General features: G+C 55.1%; 10 protein-coding genes. 7 read left to right on the top strand and 3 right to left on the bottom strand.

The features are described from left to right. The first annotated feature begins 31 nt into the window (after positions 1 to 31). From BUB22_RS14090 to BUB22_RS14110, 5 genes are all read left to right on the top strand, one after another. The gene (locus BUB22_RS14090; protein ID WP_073116103.1) at positions 32 to 1,330 is read left to right on the top strand and encodes a DUF1565 domain-containing protein; all 1,299 of its coding nucleotides are present in this window, start codon (positions 32 to 34) and stop codon (positions 1,328 to 1,330) included. Between the two features lie 139 nt (positions 1,331 to 1,469). Further along, on the top strand, positions 1,470 to 3,155 hold the full coding sequence (locus BUB22_RS14095; RefSeq protein WP_073116105.1) for a glutamine--tRNA ligase/YqeY domain fusion protein: 1,686 nt from the start codon (positions 1,470 to 1,472) through the stop codon (positions 3,153 to 3,155). A gap of 172 nt (positions 3,156 to 3,327) precedes the next feature. Then, positions 3,328 to 4,773 (top strand): FISUMP domain-containing protein, encoded by a 1,446-nt coding sequence (locus tag BUB22_RS14100; RefSeq protein WP_083535559.1) that lies wholly within the window; start codon positions 3,328 to 3,330, stop codon positions 4,771 to 4,773. 47 nt (positions 4,774 to 4,820) lie between these two features. Next, a complete protein-coding gene (locus BUB22_RS14105) occupies positions 4,821 to 5,777 on the top strand; it encodes a tetratricopeptide repeat protein (protein WP_254794756.1) in 957 nt (318 codons plus the stop codon). A gap of 246 nt (positions 5,778 to 6,023) precedes the next feature. Continuing rightward, the gene (locus BUB22_RS14110) at positions 6,024 to 9,629 is read left to right on the top strand and encodes a fibro-slime domain-containing protein (protein ID WP_073116169.1); all 3,606 of its coding nucleotides are present in this window, start codon (positions 6,024 to 6,026) and stop codon (positions 9,627 to 9,629) included. Here the strand turns inward: BUB22_RS14110 and BUB22_RS14115 are convergent. Continuing rightward, positions 9,604 to 11,412, bottom strand: coding sequence for a CotH kinase family protein (locus tag BUB22_RS14115; RefSeq protein WP_073116112.1), 1,809 nt, complete (start codon positions 11,410 to 11,412; stop codon positions 9,604 to 9,606). The two genes, BUB22_RS14110 and BUB22_RS14115, sit on opposite strands and share 26 nt — an antisense overlap. A 194-nt stretch (positions 11,413 to 11,606) precedes the next feature. On the opposite strand from BUB22_RS14115, the gene BUB22_RS14120 reads away from it, so the two are divergent. Next, a complete protein-coding gene (locus BUB22_RS14120; protein WP_073116117.1) occupies positions 11,607 to 12,764 on the top strand; it encodes a DUF3300 domain-containing protein in 1,158 nt (385 codons plus the stop codon). 352 nt (positions 12,765 to 13,116) lie between these two features. Here BUB22_RS14120 and BUB22_RS14125 read toward each other — a convergent pair whose 3' ends face one another. Then, positions 13,117 to 14,121 (bottom strand): TPM domain-containing protein, encoded by a 1,005-nt coding sequence (locus BUB22_RS14125; protein ID WP_073116120.1) that lies wholly within the window; start codon positions 14,119 to 14,121, stop codon positions 13,117 to 13,119. Next, positions 14,122 to 15,084: a DUF6175 family protein gene (locus BUB22_RS14130; protein ID WP_073116124.1), complete on the bottom strand. Its 963-nt coding sequence runs from the start codon at positions 15,082 to 15,084 to the stop codon at positions 14,122 to 14,124. It lies immediately after the preceding gene. A gap of 141 nt (positions 15,085 to 15,225) precedes the next feature. On the opposite strand from BUB22_RS14130, the gene BUB22_RS14135 reads away from it, so the two are divergent. Then, complete coding sequence (locus BUB22_RS14135) at positions 15,226 to 15,864, top strand: alpha/beta fold hydrolase (RefSeq protein ID WP_073116172.1); 639 nt, start codon at positions 15,226 to 15,228, stop codon at positions 15,862 to 15,864. Positions 15,865 to 16,016: the final 152 nt, after the last annotated feature.

Raw genomic sequence — 16,016 nt, forward strand, 5'->3', positions numbered from 1 at the left:
ATATTTCCTGTAAAATTTCTAAAGGAGTAATATGAAAAGCATTAAAATGATTGCAGTGGCTGTAGCTCTTACGCTTGCTGGCCAGGCTTTTGCGGCAGATTGGTACGTGAGCCCGAGCGGCAAGAACAAGAACGAAGGTACGTCCCCGTCTGCGCCCCTCAAGAACATCTGGAAGGCTATTGAACTTGCTTCTGCCGGCGACGCGATTCACGTGGCCGCGGGCAACTACAACGGCCAGATGAAGAAGGGCTGGATTCTGCTCGACAAGCCGGTATCTCTCATCGGCGGTTATTCCGACGATTTCAAGACCCGCGACGTCATCAAGAACAAGACGATGTTCCAGCCCACCAACGAGATGAACTCCACCAAGGGCCAGGGCATTTTGCACATCAACTACAAGGGCGCGAACTCAAAGGTCGTGATTGACGGTTTCATTTTCGACCAGGGCGAAGCGAACAGCTACCACGCGGTAAACGGCAAGCCCGAAGGCGTTGCGACCGGCATGTGGCTTGAACCGCCCGCAAAGGGCAACACCACGAACCCCTCGCTGAACGTGTACAGCCTCTATGGCGAAAATTCCGAGGGTGACCTCACCATCCAGAACTGCGTGTTCGTGAACGCCGGTAACATTGCCCTGCAGGTGAACCACTTCGCGGGCAACGTGAAGGTTTTGAACAACATATTCATCGCGAACCGCATTATCGGTGCGAACGTGCTTGCCAAGCAGAACAAGCTGGGCGCAGTCGATTACGAATTTGCGTACAACACGGTGATGTTCACCTGGACCCGCACCAAGGAATTCGGTGATATGGGCTTCGGCGTGCGTTCCAACACGAACTGCTTTAGCCGCATCCACAACAACCTGCTCGCACTCAACATGATGGCGGGTTTCGACAACACGAAGGGTGACCCGAAAACGAAGAAGGTCTGGCTCGACAAGAACGCGTTCATCTTGAACAAGAAGGGCGACGTGACCGTTACGGTGAGCCCGAGCATCCTCTGGCTCAATGTTGCCGACGACCAGTTCGAGGACCTCGAAGATGCCCCGAGCATCGAGAGCTTGAGCGGGAACATCTCCATCAGCGACCCGAGCATTTTCAAGGGCAAGATCAACCAGGCTTACCTCGAAGGCTTCCTGAATGCGACCTACACCGAACAGACCTCGTATAACGAGAACTCTCCGGCGAACCTGTTCCGCGCCGCGATGGGCATGAACAAGCAGGGCTCCATCTCTTCGAAGGTGTCCATGTTCATGAACAAGTACCCGATGGAAGAATCTCTCCTGCTGTTTGGCCTCATGGAAGGCTACGGCGCCCAGATGCCGAAATAGCCTGCATCACATTCCTTCGTCACACCGAAGTCGCGGAGCGACAAGTGTGTCTATAGATGCCCTTGTCCCGCCTGCGGCGTGACTGCGGCATGACGTTTTTTTACTAAATTTTCCCCGTAATTTTTTAAAGGATGCCACAATGGATATTCCCGAATCTTCGAATTTTGTACAGGACATCATCGTCAACGACCTCAAGACGGGCAAGCGCACCAAGGTGCATACCCGTTTCCCGCCCGAACCCAACGGCTACATCCACATCGGGCACGCGAAGTCCATCTGCCTGAACTTCGGTACGGCAAACAAGTACAAGGACTTCGGCGGCATCACGAACCTGCGCTTTGACGACACGAACCCCTCCAAGGAAGACGTGGAATATGTAGACTCCATCCGCGAAGACGTGAAGTGGCTCGGCTTTGAATGGAAGGGCGGCGAATATTTCGCCAGCGACTACTACGACCAGATTTACGCTTTTGCTGAAAAACTCATCGAGATGGGCAAGGCCTACGTGGAAGACCTGACTCGCGACGAGATGCAGGAATATCGCGGCAACGATGCCGGCAAGCCGAGCCGTCCGAGCCCCTACCGCGACCGCAGCATCGAAGAGAACATGAAGCTGTTCCGCGAGATGCGCGATGGCAAGTACGCCGACGGCGAGAAGTGCCTCCGTGCGAAGGTGGACCTCGCTAGCCCGAACATGAACATGCGTGACCCGGTCATCTACCGCATCAAGCACTGCACCCACCACCGCACCGGCGACAAGTGGTGCATCTACCCGATGTACGACTTTGCCCACCCGCTCAGCGACTGGATCGAGGGCATTACCCACTCCATCTGTACGCTGGAATTCGAGGCGCACCGCCCGCTGTACGACTGGTTCCTGATTGAACTGGGCCTAGACAACCGCCCGCAGCAGATTGAATTTGCCCGCTTGAACCTGACCTACACCATGATGAGTAAGCGCAAGCTTTTGGAACTGGTGGAGACGAAGGCCGTGATGGGCTGGAACGACCCGCGTATGCCGACGGTCTGCGGTTACCGCCGCCGTGGCTTTACTCCGAGTTCCATCCGCGAGTTCTGTGACCGCATCGGCGTGTCGAAGGCCGACTCCATGGTGGACGTGAACCTCCTGTACTTCTGCATCCGCGAAGAACTGAACAAGACGGCGAACCGCGTGATGGCGGTCATCGACCCGGTGAAGCTCGTGATTGACAACTGGGAAGACGGCAAGGTGGAGATGATCAAGGTGGAAAACAACCCCAACGATCCCGCCGCCGGTACCCGCGAAGTCCCCTTTGGCAAGGAACTCTACATCGAGGCCGACGACTTCATGGAAGAACCGCCGAAGAAGTACTTCCGCCTCAAGCCGGATGGCGAAGTCCGCCTGAAGGGCGCCTACTTCGTGACCTGCAAGAGCGTCGAGAAGGATGCAAACGGCAAGGTGACGGTGATTCACTGCGAATACGACCCGCAGAGCCAGGGCGGCGAGACTCCCGATGGCCGCAAGGTCAAGGGCACCATCCACTGGGTTTCTGCAGCACATGCCGTGGATGCCGAAGTGCGCCTCATCAACAACCTGTTTACGCTGGAAGACCCGGCGCAGGTTCCCGAGGGCGAAGACTGGCACGACTACCTGAACCCGGAATCCATGGTCATCAAGCAGGCCAAGGTGGAACCGAGCCTCGCGAACGCCAAGCTGGAAGACCGCTTCCAGTTCATGCGTCAGGGCTACTTCTGCCTCGACAGCGAAGATTCCAAGCCGGGTCATCTTGTCTTTAATAGGACTGTCGATCTGAAGGATTCTTTCGCAAAAACCGTCGCGAAGTAATTCGAATTATAACGCATCGCGATACTGCGTCATGAACGATGTCATTCTGGAGCATCCGAAGGATGCGATAGAATCCACACGGTTCTGATACAGCGACTTTAAACAAACTAAAGGGTGGCCTTGCGCCGCCTTTTAATATATCTTTGGAAAAGATTGAATAGGAGGCCTCTCGATGAACAGGCAAATGAGTTTTAAGAAATGTGTGACGGGTGCTTTTGTTGCGCTGGCGATGGCGGCGTGTTCCGATGACGGCTCGTCATCGCTTGAATATCCTGTGGATGAATCGAGCAGTTCCATAGAAAGTTCATCTGAAATCGTTTCCAGCAGTTCCATCGCGGAATCTAGCAGTTCCATTGCAGAATCCAGCAGTTCTGTAGAGTCGAGCAGTTCGCAGGAACCCGAGAGTTCGAGCAGCGTGCAGGTGTTTATCGACGAACGCGACGGGCAGGCTTACCGGTACGTGGTCATCGGGGGACAGACCTGGATGGCGCAGAACCTGAACTATACGGATACTGCCACGAAATATTCATATAATTATACCCCGGACATTGCCGACACCGATGTATGGCGCTACTATTGGGACCGCGATGCGAAAGTCTCGTGCCCCGCAGGTTGGCATCTTCCGAGATTTATGGATTTCAGCAAGCTGGTGACGACTGTTGGCGGGCCGGATTCTGCGGGTAAGTTGCTGCGGTCAGTCGACGCCTGGTACGATAGGCAGGGCGATACGGACATTTATGGTTTTGCCGCGACTCCCACGGGAATGAGATGTAGCGGAGGGTCCAATACGAAAGCCATATACATGTCGGCAGACTATGCCCAGTACGGTAGCCTGTATTCCTTTAACTTGGAAGCAGAAAAACCGGTGGAATGGAAAGACAATAGTGGTGGCTGCTATATGGCCGTAAGGTGCGTGAAGGATGACGATTTCTATAAGGTGATACCCGATTCTGCGGATGTCGCGCAACTGGAACCGTGCAAGACGCAAGAAGAGGACAACTGCGAATACGGGACACTCAAGGATAGTCGCGACAACCGTGAATACAAGACTGTCGTGATCGGTGATCAAACATGGATGGCGGAAAATCTGAGGCTTGATTATCCGGAAGGGGCAGGATGCATGAAGGACGACAAGGATACCTGTGCCAAGTACGGATATGGATATACCTGGGCTGCGGCCATGGACTACCTGGGCAAGTTTTCCGATGATGCGGTCGGCTGTGGCAATGATTCATATTGCACAAGAGCGAGAGATGTTCGCGGAATTTGCCCGGAAGGCTGGCATTTGCCGGATTTGGCTGAATTCCAGACTATGCTCTACGCAGTCAATGAACGGCATTCCGGGAATAGCAACTTGAAGGCGTCTAACTTGTGGCAGAATGATTCTAGAACCGTTGAAAGTGCTTTCCGTGATAAATACGGATTTTCGCTGATGCCTGGCGGGATGGTTCTGCCACCCGTCTTCAATAATCAGCAAACAGGCAGTTCCACATGTCTTTGGACTTCTTACGATGTATCTCCGCGTTTTGCCTATTATTTGCTTGCTAACAGAGATTATGCGAGCATGAGTAAGAACGAGAAACTCTTCGGTTGTTACGTTCGCTGCATAAAGGACTAACTTTTTACAACTACAGTATGAAATTCAAGACACTTCTCATTCTTTGTATGTCTGCCGCAATTGCCTTTGCGGAAAACGACAACCCCCTGAAGCGCGCGATGGAGACGCTGAACTCCTCCAAGATTGCCTATTCCGTGAAGGAACTCAAGAAACCTTTCCCGGAACCGGACCGCAGCAACTTGCTGAACATGCCCGCCTACCGCAGGTTTGTGGATGGAGGTTACAAGGTGACCGCCTTCGAGTTCAAGGGTGACGTGAAGAAGGCTTTAGACAAGGCGGAGGACCTCTTTTCCAAGAAGGAATACGCGAAGGCCCGCGATGCTTACAAGCGCGTGCTGCTGCTTGACCCGAATGCGACAATCGTGATGGCCTACATCGCGCAGACCTTCGGTATAGAGCAGAACTGGGACATGGCTGAATCCTGGTACAAGAAGGCGATTGATGCGAACTACATCGATTACCTTGCGCACTGGCTGCTTGCCGACGTTTACCGCAACAAGGGCGACAGGAAAAGGGCCCTCGAGGAGATTTCTATAGCGAAGGTGCTGAACCGCAACAACCCGCGGCTCGAATCCCTGCGCCAGAAAATCTATGCGGCCAACGGGCTCGATTCAAGCCACTGGGCGTTCAACCCGCAGGCACGTGTCCTCCAGACACCCGATGGTTCCGTGGTGGTGGAGGCCGATACCCTCTGGATGTATTACGCGTTTATCGAGGCCGCGTGGAAGTTCGAACCCGAGTACAAGAAGCGTGCCGAGTCAAACAAGGACATGGGCGAGGCGATGATCAAGGAATGCCTTGCCGGCCTGTTGCCGAAAATTGATGAACGCAAGGCGAATTCAAAGACTCTTACCCGCCTGGACAAGGCCCTTTCGGCAGGGAAGATCAATTCCTTCATCATGTACGAAATCATTCTTCCGAATAAACCCTCGCTGGCTTACTACCTGGATAAAAAGCAGATAGAAGCCCTCGGGGATTACGTCATCTGGTCAAATCAGAAATAACAAATAAGGGGCGTCCATCGGACGTCCCTTTTGCTTTTAGCAAAATGTGGAGAATAAGGTGGCCTTGCGCCGCCTTTTTTTATTCGGTCGTTTCTGAGGGGAAATGAGAACATTTTGTAAAAAGTGAGAACATTCTTTATTAAATAATGGTAAAATTTTGTTTAAAAACAATATATCTTATTGTAAAGATGTTATATTTGTTTCTGAAATTTGAGAACATTGTAGATGATCTCAGGGATGGATGTTATGGTGAATTGGGTAGAAAAGGGCAGGGTGCTGGCCGTGGCAGCCGTCTTGGCGCTCGGAACGGCTCATGCCGAAAAGACGGTCGTCTTCTTTACGCCGTGGTCGAACACAAACGCGGTGCTGTTCGTGGGGGGCGATTCCGTAGCCACGATGACGCCTCTCGAAAATTACTGCGGCTGGTTCAAGGCTACAGTGGATGCGCCTGCCGAGGGCTTCGGGGTTTACTTCAAGCAGACTGTCGGCCTCAACTACGTGGGTGCCGAGGGCATGGTTGCCGAGGAACCTACGGAATCAAGCGAGATATTGCTGGATTCCGTTGCCGCCCTCTCCGATACGGTTTGGGTGCAGGGGTACAAGGCCGATGTTCCCGCGCTGTTTTCCGGTTACCCCGGCGTGCTTGGCGACTGCCCGCTCAAGAAGATTCCCGTGACCGTCTACGACTGGCTGCACGGTACCGATGGCGATGGCGACGGAAGCGGAAAAAACGGTGACCCCGCAAACGGCGTCAGCGCGGACTTCGGTTCGGGCGGGTGCTCCGGCAAGGACAAGGCCATTACGGGCATGGTCGAATACAGGCTCGGTGCGAACGGGGTTCCCGTGCGTGCGGACCCCTTCCCGGAAAAGTGCAAGATTACGGAGCATCTCGACAGCTGGTTCCTGCCCGAGGTTGTCGCCAAGGACAGTGCGGGCAACGAATACACGAACATGACCTGCCGCGACCTGTATGTATCTATGGACGACGAGGGTTTCTGGCTTGCGGAAGTTTCGAAGGACCAGATATCGAAAGGCAACGAGGCCAATTCGGACGGAATGTTCCTGCTGGACGATTTCGAGTTTCTCGACGATGCGGAGAAGGTGCCGAACCCTTACTACGACCAGCTGAAGGGAACGAAGATAGGCAAGCACAACTTCGGGTATGCCGCAAAGATACAGGCGACGTTCGAGTATGTCCCTGGCCAGTACTTTGACTTTTACGGCGACGACGATGTTTGGGTGTTTATCGACAATCGCCTTGCAGTGGATATCGGCGGGCAGCATGGCCAGGTGGCGGGTGCTGTAGATCTCGATACCATCGGGCAGAATACCGGCGACATGCTTGTTCCGGGAAAGACGTACGACTTCCATATCTTTTACGTGGAGCGCCATACCGGTTCGTCGAATTTCCGCATGCGCACTTCTATTGACCTGCAGGTCGAGGCGTCGCTGTTCCTGACTTCGGACAGGCGCGGCTCCGGAATGAGTTACGAGGTATGGCAAATCAACAAGAAGAGCAAGCTTTCCTGCAATTTCGACGCGAATTCTGCCGAGCGCGATACGACCGGTGGCGCGTCGACCTTCAAGCTTACCGGCGGTAACCTCGCGGGGCCCGAGATACTTGGGGTCGGTACCCATTACGAGGGAATCAAGATTACGAGCGATTCCACGTTCTCGATAGATTCTGCAGCGATTGTTTCGAACTACGCGCTTGCTCCCGGGCACTACTTCCTGGAAATTACCCTGAAGGCTGACCCGAGCCAGGTGACGAAGGTGGAAATTACCGTGCCGTCCTATTCCGTGCCAAGCGTCGCGTTCGCGAAGGAAGACTGGACTGTCCTCGGTACGCAGGTCTCTGGCGATACGGCGCAGATTGGCCCCTGGGCGTATGCGACTTACCAGGTGAATATCACGTTCTTCGAGGAATGGGCCGTCGTCAACAATTACAACCGCAAGATAAACCTATCGTTCTCGAATGCGGCGATAGATATCTTGGATGCGCCGGGCGGAAAGAAAATCAGCGCGGTGAACCTGGACGAGGATGGGCGTGCGACATTCTACGTGCATGCGAATGCTCCCGTGTCCGGAGCCGTGCTCACGGCGAAGGGCGCCGCGGCGGGCGTTTCGGTATGGACCGACCTGAAGTTTGCCGAACCTCCCGCACCGCGCGTGGAGAAGGCTATTGCGATGGACCGGAACGGGGACGGGCGTGCCGACAGCCTGTACGTTCACTTTGAACGCGCCGTCAATGGCAAGAGCCGTCTGGATTCTATCCAGTTGACTTTCGGAGAAACGTTCGTGGCGACGTCGAAATTCAAGATTGTGAACGAGACCGATATCGTGCTTACTGCCGAAGACCTTGGCGCGGAATGTACCGGGAAGGTTTGCGGTTTTGGCAGTAGGCAGTTTACCGGAGATGCGTCGGGAATCTATTCTGGAAGCCTGAACAACTGGTTTACCTACGAAAATGAGGGCGAGGTCAGCAACTTCTTTATCGAGAACGAGCAGGTCGCCGACGGAGTCGGGCCCATCGTGCTTTCGGCCTCGAAAAAGATAAGCAAGGACGGGAGCAGGCTTATAGACATTACCTTCAGCGAGGCGATTCCTGAAGAGTCCCGGCACCTGTTTACGGAGATTTTTGAATACACCTGCATGCGCTCGGGGATAAACGAGAAGCCCGAAAGGCCTCTGCAACAGGGCGGAACGGGAGCGCGCATGACGCTCATCTATACCTCGGGCGGGAACGGGGCTGTACTGCCGACGGACGGCGATCTGGTGAGGTTTGCACCCAAGGGCGGTGCGCAGGACCTTGCCGGGAATGTACCGCACAGGGACAATCCGTGGGTGGTCATTACGGGCGACCAGGAACTCGGTGTAGAGAACCCGGGCGTAGTCTCGCTGGGAGAAGACCCTTATGGCATTGTCAGGAACGACACGGTTACGCAGGTGAAGCTTGTTACGGATATAAGCCAGAGCGCCCAGCAGATAGCGGATTCGCTCGGCGTGCAGGGCTCGCTTGTCGATTTCGATATCGCGAAGATTATGGTTGAACAGACGAAGGATGCCGTCGAGAAGTTCGACGCCTTCGTGAAGTCGCGTGTCGGGAGCGAGACGGATTACGACACGACGATAGTCGGCATCAGCGAGCAGGAAGCCTTGACGCAGTTGTTCAACGACATTCGCGTGAACCTGGTGGATACCTCGTACGGTTTTAGCGAGCAGGCCATCAACGGGATTTTGGACGGTTCCGTTACCGAGGACAACTACAGGTCCGTTGTCGGCGAGGGCGACCTGGTGCTCTTCGCGAAAATGGCGGAGGCGAATATCGAGGCGAGCCGCGATACGGTAATCACCATAGGGAATGTCCAGACCGTGACGCAGGCCGACCTCTTCGATGCCATCCGTAGCGGCAAGCTGGATGCGGAACTTGCAGAAGCAGGCGTTGCGCGTGAACTTGTCGATGCCGTAAAGGCGGGCGAGGTAACCGAATTCAATCTCGAAGAGTACCGTAGCGGCGAAAGGACGATTGTATCTGACGATGCCGTGGAACTGCACTACCGCACGTTCTATTACAGTCAGTTCGGCGAGTACGTGGGCGGAACGTCCAATACGATAAGGTGCTCCGACAAGGGAGTGTACGGCGAAGAGGGCTGCCTCAAGAACAAGGGAAATATCTTCCTTGCATGGAACATGCGTTCCAATAGCGGCCGCCTGGTCGGGACTGGCGTCTACATCTCGCGCCTAGAAATAAAAATCGTCGTGAACGGTAAAAATACACTTCACCAAGTTCACGACAATTTCTGGGGCGTGCGCCGCGGTAAAAACTTTAGCGGCTTAGCATCTTCCCGTTGAGCGTTGCAATCCAGTGCTTGTCCTGAGCGCTTTCCGGCACCTTCAGGGTCGTAACACCCTTCTTGATTCTGGTCTTGAACAGCGTGACGCCGTTCAGGTCGACTAGCGCGAAGGTTCCGCCCAGGTCTGTCATGATTTCGATCTTGTCGCCGTTCACGTTGAAGAAGTTTGTCGGCGAGAGCCTGCTGAAATCATCGAGGCCAGTAGTCTGTATCGGGGGATCGACTTTAGATACGGTATCCTTCGCCCAGTCGGGAACGTGGATTACGGGCTCGGTGACGATGGGCTGCGCAGGTTCGGTAAATCCGAGCTGCTGGTCCATCCACTTCATGCGTTCCTTCATCTTCTTGCGGAGATGTTCGAACTCGCCGTCCCAGGTATCGGCATTGTAGCCGCCCATGGGCATGTTCATGCCCCAGCCTTGCTGACCACCGCCTTGGTTGCAGTATCTCATCGGCTGCGGGTCGCTGTCGCCCTGTCCGCTAGACTTGCCCAAGTTCGGCCAGCGCTTGAAGTTCCTGTCGGCAGCCTTCGTCAGGTACGTCTTCATGGAGTCGAGATACACGTCCATCGTCTTGGTGTGCCATACGCCGCTGCGGAGTTCCGCCCAGCGCTTCTTGAGTTCGCTCTGGTAATGGCTGTCTTTCCACATGCCAAGCAGCCAGTTGGGAATCTTGAGCCCGCTCATGCCGGTTTTCATGCTGCTCTCGATTTGCCAGCCGGTGGTGCCGGAACTTCCCATTCCGCCACCGCCCATACCGCCACCGCCCCACATATTCCAGTTGAAGCCGTTGTTGCCGCCGTTGTTGTTGCCGCCGTTTTCGGGCTGGCTTCCGTTGCTCATGGCGAGGTTGAAGTCCCACGCCGGGCCAAGCGTCACCTTGCCGCCCTTGCTATCCTTGGGTTTGTGCAAGAAGAAGCTGCACCAGTAGGAGTCGGAGTTGTTGGTCACTTCTTCGTGCAGCACGTAGTCGAGTGCCGAAGTCATGTCCACGTAGTTTTCGTACCCGCTACCGTTCTTGCCGTTCTTGAACAGGTTCTCAAGATCTTCCAGGTACTTTTTCAGGTAGGCCTGCTGCTGGGTTTGCAGGTTTTCCTTCTTGGGGTAGTGCATGATGACGTTCAGGCCGTCGGCGGTCTTGAAGCCTTCCTTGTTGATGTCTTCGTTGCCCATGCCGCCGGTATTGGTGCCGGTCTTGTCGAATGCCCAGATGTAGCCGCCGGTCACGTCGTCGCCGCTGATGTCGGTTTCTTTGAGCTTGCTCACGTCTACGCGGTACTTGCCGCGCTTGATTTTTTCGATAAGCACGTACACGCCGCGGTACACGCCGTTGATGTAGAGGTCAAAGTGCTTGGTACGGGGGCTGTAGTGGCCAGCCTGCCTAAACAGCCAGTGGGCGAGCGCGTTACGCATCAGGCTCTTGTCAACGTACGGGCCGTGGAACACCCAGTCGTCTGCAGGAGGGAGCCCGAGCATGCTCACGTCTATGCCTTCGCCCTGGTTGTCGCGGACTTCCACGCTGTAGCCGGGCTTGGGGAACTTGGCTGAAGATTGACCGCGCACTTTGATGCCGATGTCGTAGTGCGTACCCTTGGCGCTGTCGGCTACGTTGTTCGTTGCCGCGTCCAGCACGCTCATCGTGGCGGGCATCTTGTCGTTCACGGTGTTGTCTAGGCATTTACCCTTGGTGTCGATGAACACGATGGGCAAATCGTATGTCTGTGCGAATGCGCCAGCCAGGCCAAATCCGACAGCGAGAGAGAGTTTTTTTAGGCTTGACATGAGACCTCCAACCAAACCTGTTCATTTGTCTAGACTAAAAGTATATGATATATGTTTAAACTCTATGTTAATTGTCGTTTACGCGTTGTTTTTGCTTACAACTCAAAAAAAAGCGAAAAATGGCGATTTTTTTTGAAACCGAAGGGTTTTCCCGTTCATCAAATAGTTGTATATTGATAGGGAAGGAGGTTTCTATGTCCAGAATTGAGACAAAACGTTCCGAAATTTGGCTTATTCTCTTGCTGGCGGCGGTTTTCTGCCTGCCGGGGGTTGGCCGCGCGCAGGGTTACTTCAGCGCTTCGGAACTGGACACGCTGGTGGCGAATATTGCGCTGTACCCGGACCCGCTCCTGGTTCAGGTGCTGGCCGCATCTACTTACGGAGAACAGATTGCCCCCGCGAGCGAATGGGCAAATTCACACAAGCACCTGAAGGGCGACGCGCTTTCGAATGCGATTGCGGCCGCAGAACTGCCTTACGATGCGAGCGTCCAGGCGCTTATCCCGTTCCCGCGCGTGCTTTCGATGATGAATAGGTATGCCGCATGGACCGACCAGCTTGGCGATGCCGTGTTTATCCAGAAGGAAGACGTTATGCAGGCGGTGCAGCGCTTGCGTAGGGCGGCAAACGAGCACGGGCACTTGCGGAATGACGACTACGTGAAGGTCACGACTGGCGACAACATCACGATTTTGCCAGTACGTACGGAATACGTCTACGTTCCCGTGTACAATCCGTATGTTGTTTATTACAATTATTACGACGGGTACGTGCGTGTAAGCTACGCTCCGGGAGTATGGCTCGGCACGCATTACGGGTACTGGGGGTGGGGTTCCTGCTGGTTTGACTGGAATGCGCGCGCAATCTACATGCGCGACCACCGCTGGCACGCGCCCAGGCGCGGGCCCAGGCACCCGCACCGCTATGCGCCTCCTCCTCGCCACAGGCATACCGTCGGGCCGGACCTGAATCGCCGTTCTTCGGCGGGGCCTGCCCCGCAGGCCTCAAGGCCTGCGGCAGCGGTGTCGCGCCATTCGGGGGCAACGCGCCCTGTGGACTTGAATTCCCGCGAGTCGCAGGTGTCTCGTGAAACCTCGCGTAACGACGTTACCCGCAGGAACATGCAGGCGGCTCCGCCTCCACCGAGGGCGCAGAGCCCGCGAGAAGACCGCTGGGATAACGGTCGGGGAAGCGATTACGACCCGATGGATATCGCGAACAATCGCAGGCAGTCTTCGGGCTCTTCGTCCACGCCGCCTCCGCAGCCACCTTCAACGCGCAGGGACGACCAGGACCGCGATGACCGCGGGTCTTCGCGTGGCGGCTTCGGCGGCGCAATCCGCCGGAGGTAGTGAGATTAGGGAAGGCTCCGCGATTAGGGAGCGCGTGATGTAATCAAGCGCTAAAATAGGACTAAACCTCACATTTGCCGCGATTTAGTCCTATTGTCGGCTGGGCTTTATACAAGCCGATAGGACTAAACCCCAAAGTTTCGCATGTTTAGTCCTATTTTAATTCTGCATTGTGCAAAAAATTTCCCCAAATTACTGGTAAATGTTCAAGAACGCCAAGTAAAATAGGACTGAACGCCAAACAAGATAGGACTAAACCTCACATTTGCCGCGATTTAGTCCTATTGTCGACCGGGCTTTGCACAGGCCGATAGGACTAAACCTCAAAAAATCGCCCACTTAGTCCTACTTTTCAGCAATTTTTGAAATCTTGAGCCCCCAAATCCTGAACCCCGAAATCTTGAACGCCGCAGAGGGGCGCGTTCCTGCTTGCGATTTGCAGGTATTCAAGTTCCTGCGGGTCGTGGATTTGCGCGATTTCTGCCGGGGTGTAGAAGTGCCCGAACGCGATGTTCTCCCTGCGGGCCTTTTCCTGGAAGGCGTCAAGCTTCGCGACCACCTCGGGCGAATTGTCCCTGAGGATAAAGTCTATAGTCCAGGGCGTTGCGAGCGCGTCGAAACCTTCCACGAGGCACCTGCCCGAGATGAACGCCGAAACGAGGTTCTCGCCGAAGGCGTCCCGGAATATTCCCGGCCACTGCGACTTTTCGATTTCGCTAACGCATAGCAACTTCTTCATGTTGTCGAAGAACCCGAACCTCCGGCCCTTTCTCCCGAAGGCGATGAGCAGGCCGAACACGACCGCGACGAAAATCCACCCGCGCACGGTCATGCCTTCTTCGGCGGGTGCTTCCTGCATGTCGATGTCGAATTTTTTCCCTGTGCTGTCGCTGATGGTGAAGGTAAGCCACCCGGCAAGCGAAAGGATTCCGTCGCCGTAGCGTTCCTGGCGGAAGTTCGGCACAAGGAATTCCTGCTCGGCCTTGCGGATTTTTGCCTCGTCAAGGATGTCCCTTGCGGTTCCCCGGGTCACTACCAGCTTGCGCCTCTGCTTCTGGGCGACGAATATCAGGACTTCGCCTTCACGGCCGGCGTCCGCCTGCCATTTTTCCGCAATCCCCTCGGCGTATTTTGCAGCGACGCGCTCCCCGATGTCGTCCAGCAGCACGGCATCGATGCTGATTCCCGTCTCGTTCGCGACTTCGTCCGAGAGCCGGTCAAAAAATTCAAGCTGTTGCGCTGGGACCAGACGGTTCTCGTCGTAGATGTGGCTGTTTTCGGGGCGCGAGGGGAGCGCCTGCGCGATTGCGCACAGTACGAGCGTTGCCGCGAGAATGTTTTTCAGGTTCGGGGTCACCTACTCGATATCCATCAGGATGAGTTTTCTCGTGAGGTTGATTTTCTTGGTCTGGCCCTTGCCCTTGAGCATACCGCGGATGGCGCTGTACACGCTCTGCGAATCCGGGAACTCGTTCCCGTCGGCGTAGATGATGGCGTCGATGGTCTTTGCGGTCATCACGTTCACGTTTACGCGCTTGAACGCCTTCTTGAGCCCCGAGGCGATATCGTCGTGCAGGTCCTCGATTTCTTCCTCGTCGAATTCTCCCTTGATATTCATTATTACTTTGTACTGAATCCCCTGTTCTAAATCTTTCTGCCAGTATGCCTTGATTTTCTTTTCGAGCAGGGGCATGGCGCGCCTTGCTGCCTTGTGGAGGCATTCGGCGATAGCGGTCTGGTCGTTGCCGCCGCAGTCGTCATCCATGGCGGATTCACTCCCGAGGAGCCTTGCGGTGGAAGATTCGTAGGCGTTCAGGTCGACGGAGATGGCGCCGGGCTTCACGTTGCCGGAAAACTTGATGTACACGTCCGCACCGAGGGCGAGGCTCGCGAGGTAGGAGAGGTCTTCGTCCGTCTCGGCGATGTCGTTCTGCATCTGCACCACGGAGTTGAGGTTTGCGTCCCCCTCGAGCGACTTCACGTCGTAGAGTTTCTTGGTCAGGTATTCGTTTACCGCTTCCATCATGGCGCGTGCCATCGGGTTGTTTTGCACTACCTGCAGTTCAGAGATTCCCTTGCCGTTCTGGGCGGGGGTCACGAGGATGCTCGGGAGCGACGAATTGTCCGGGAGCTGCTTCGCCGGTTCGGGGGTTGCTGCGGTTTCGTCGGTTACTGATAAGGTCCCTGAGCCGGTTAGTGAGCCTGCCGAACTAGCTGAAGGGGCCGCGGTGTCGGTTGCGGGTTCAGTTTCGACTTCGGGTGCGCCGGCGCAGGCGGCGAGTATAATCGGGAAAGCTGCTGTGATTGCAAGGAGTCGCATGGGTGGCCTATCTATATTATTTTTTGCTGTTCTGTTCAAAAAAAATACAATTTGCTTATTCCAAAATATAGTATCTGTAAAAAAATTAATTTTTTTTGAAAAAAGTTTTCTTTTTTGAATTTGCATATATACATTTGTGGTATGAGTAAAAAATGGATATGGTTGCCCGACTGGGCCTCGGATCTTTCCCTCTGGGAAGACGACCTGACAGATGCGGATGCTTCTGCCGACCATGTCTTTGTGCCCTACGAAACTATGGCCGCTAACCTCGGCAACGTCTACGCCATCGACGGCATGCCGAAGGCGGAAACCGTTGTAGGCTGGGGGCTGGGCGCGTTCCTGCTTATGTGCGCGCAGTCCAAGCGCCCCAAGTCGCAGAAGTGGATTCTGCTTTCGCCGTTCGCCGACTTTTGCGACGAGGACGGCCCGTGGAATTCCGAGAACATTCTCTTCAAGGCGCGCGAGATGCACGGCTCGAAGAATGTCGCCCTGGATGCGTTCAAGGATCAGTTCGGCGAGGAGTTCAGCGACTGGCCCGACGAATGGCTCGAGGCCGCACAGAAAATGGACCCGGACTGCCTTGCCGAAGGGCTCAGGTTCATGGTGCAGAACAGGATTGACCGCGTGATTGAAAACGGCGACGACATCCAGGTGCTCTACGGCCGCATGGACCAGGACGTGACGCCCGCGATGACATTGAAACTCAAGGAGTTCCTGCCGAAGGCGACGTTCAAGGAACGCCCCAAGTCCGGGCACTGGCCCCCGATGATGCTGTTCTAAATTCCTGAAATAAGCGTTTCTTTATTGAAAGAAACGCTTTTTATTTTGAAATAAACGTATTTAATGTATGCATAAGCGTCGGCCAAGGATGGGAAGGGTGCAGGGAGGGGCCCGTGCGGCCTTCGCAACTCTGAGCTGGGGCCCCTCCCGCG

This window comes from Fibrobacter sp. UWCM (assembly GCF_900129735.1).
In the GTDB taxonomy this organism is placed as follows: domain Bacteria; phylum Fibrobacterota; class Fibrobacteria; order Fibrobacterales; family Fibrobacteraceae; genus Fibrobacter.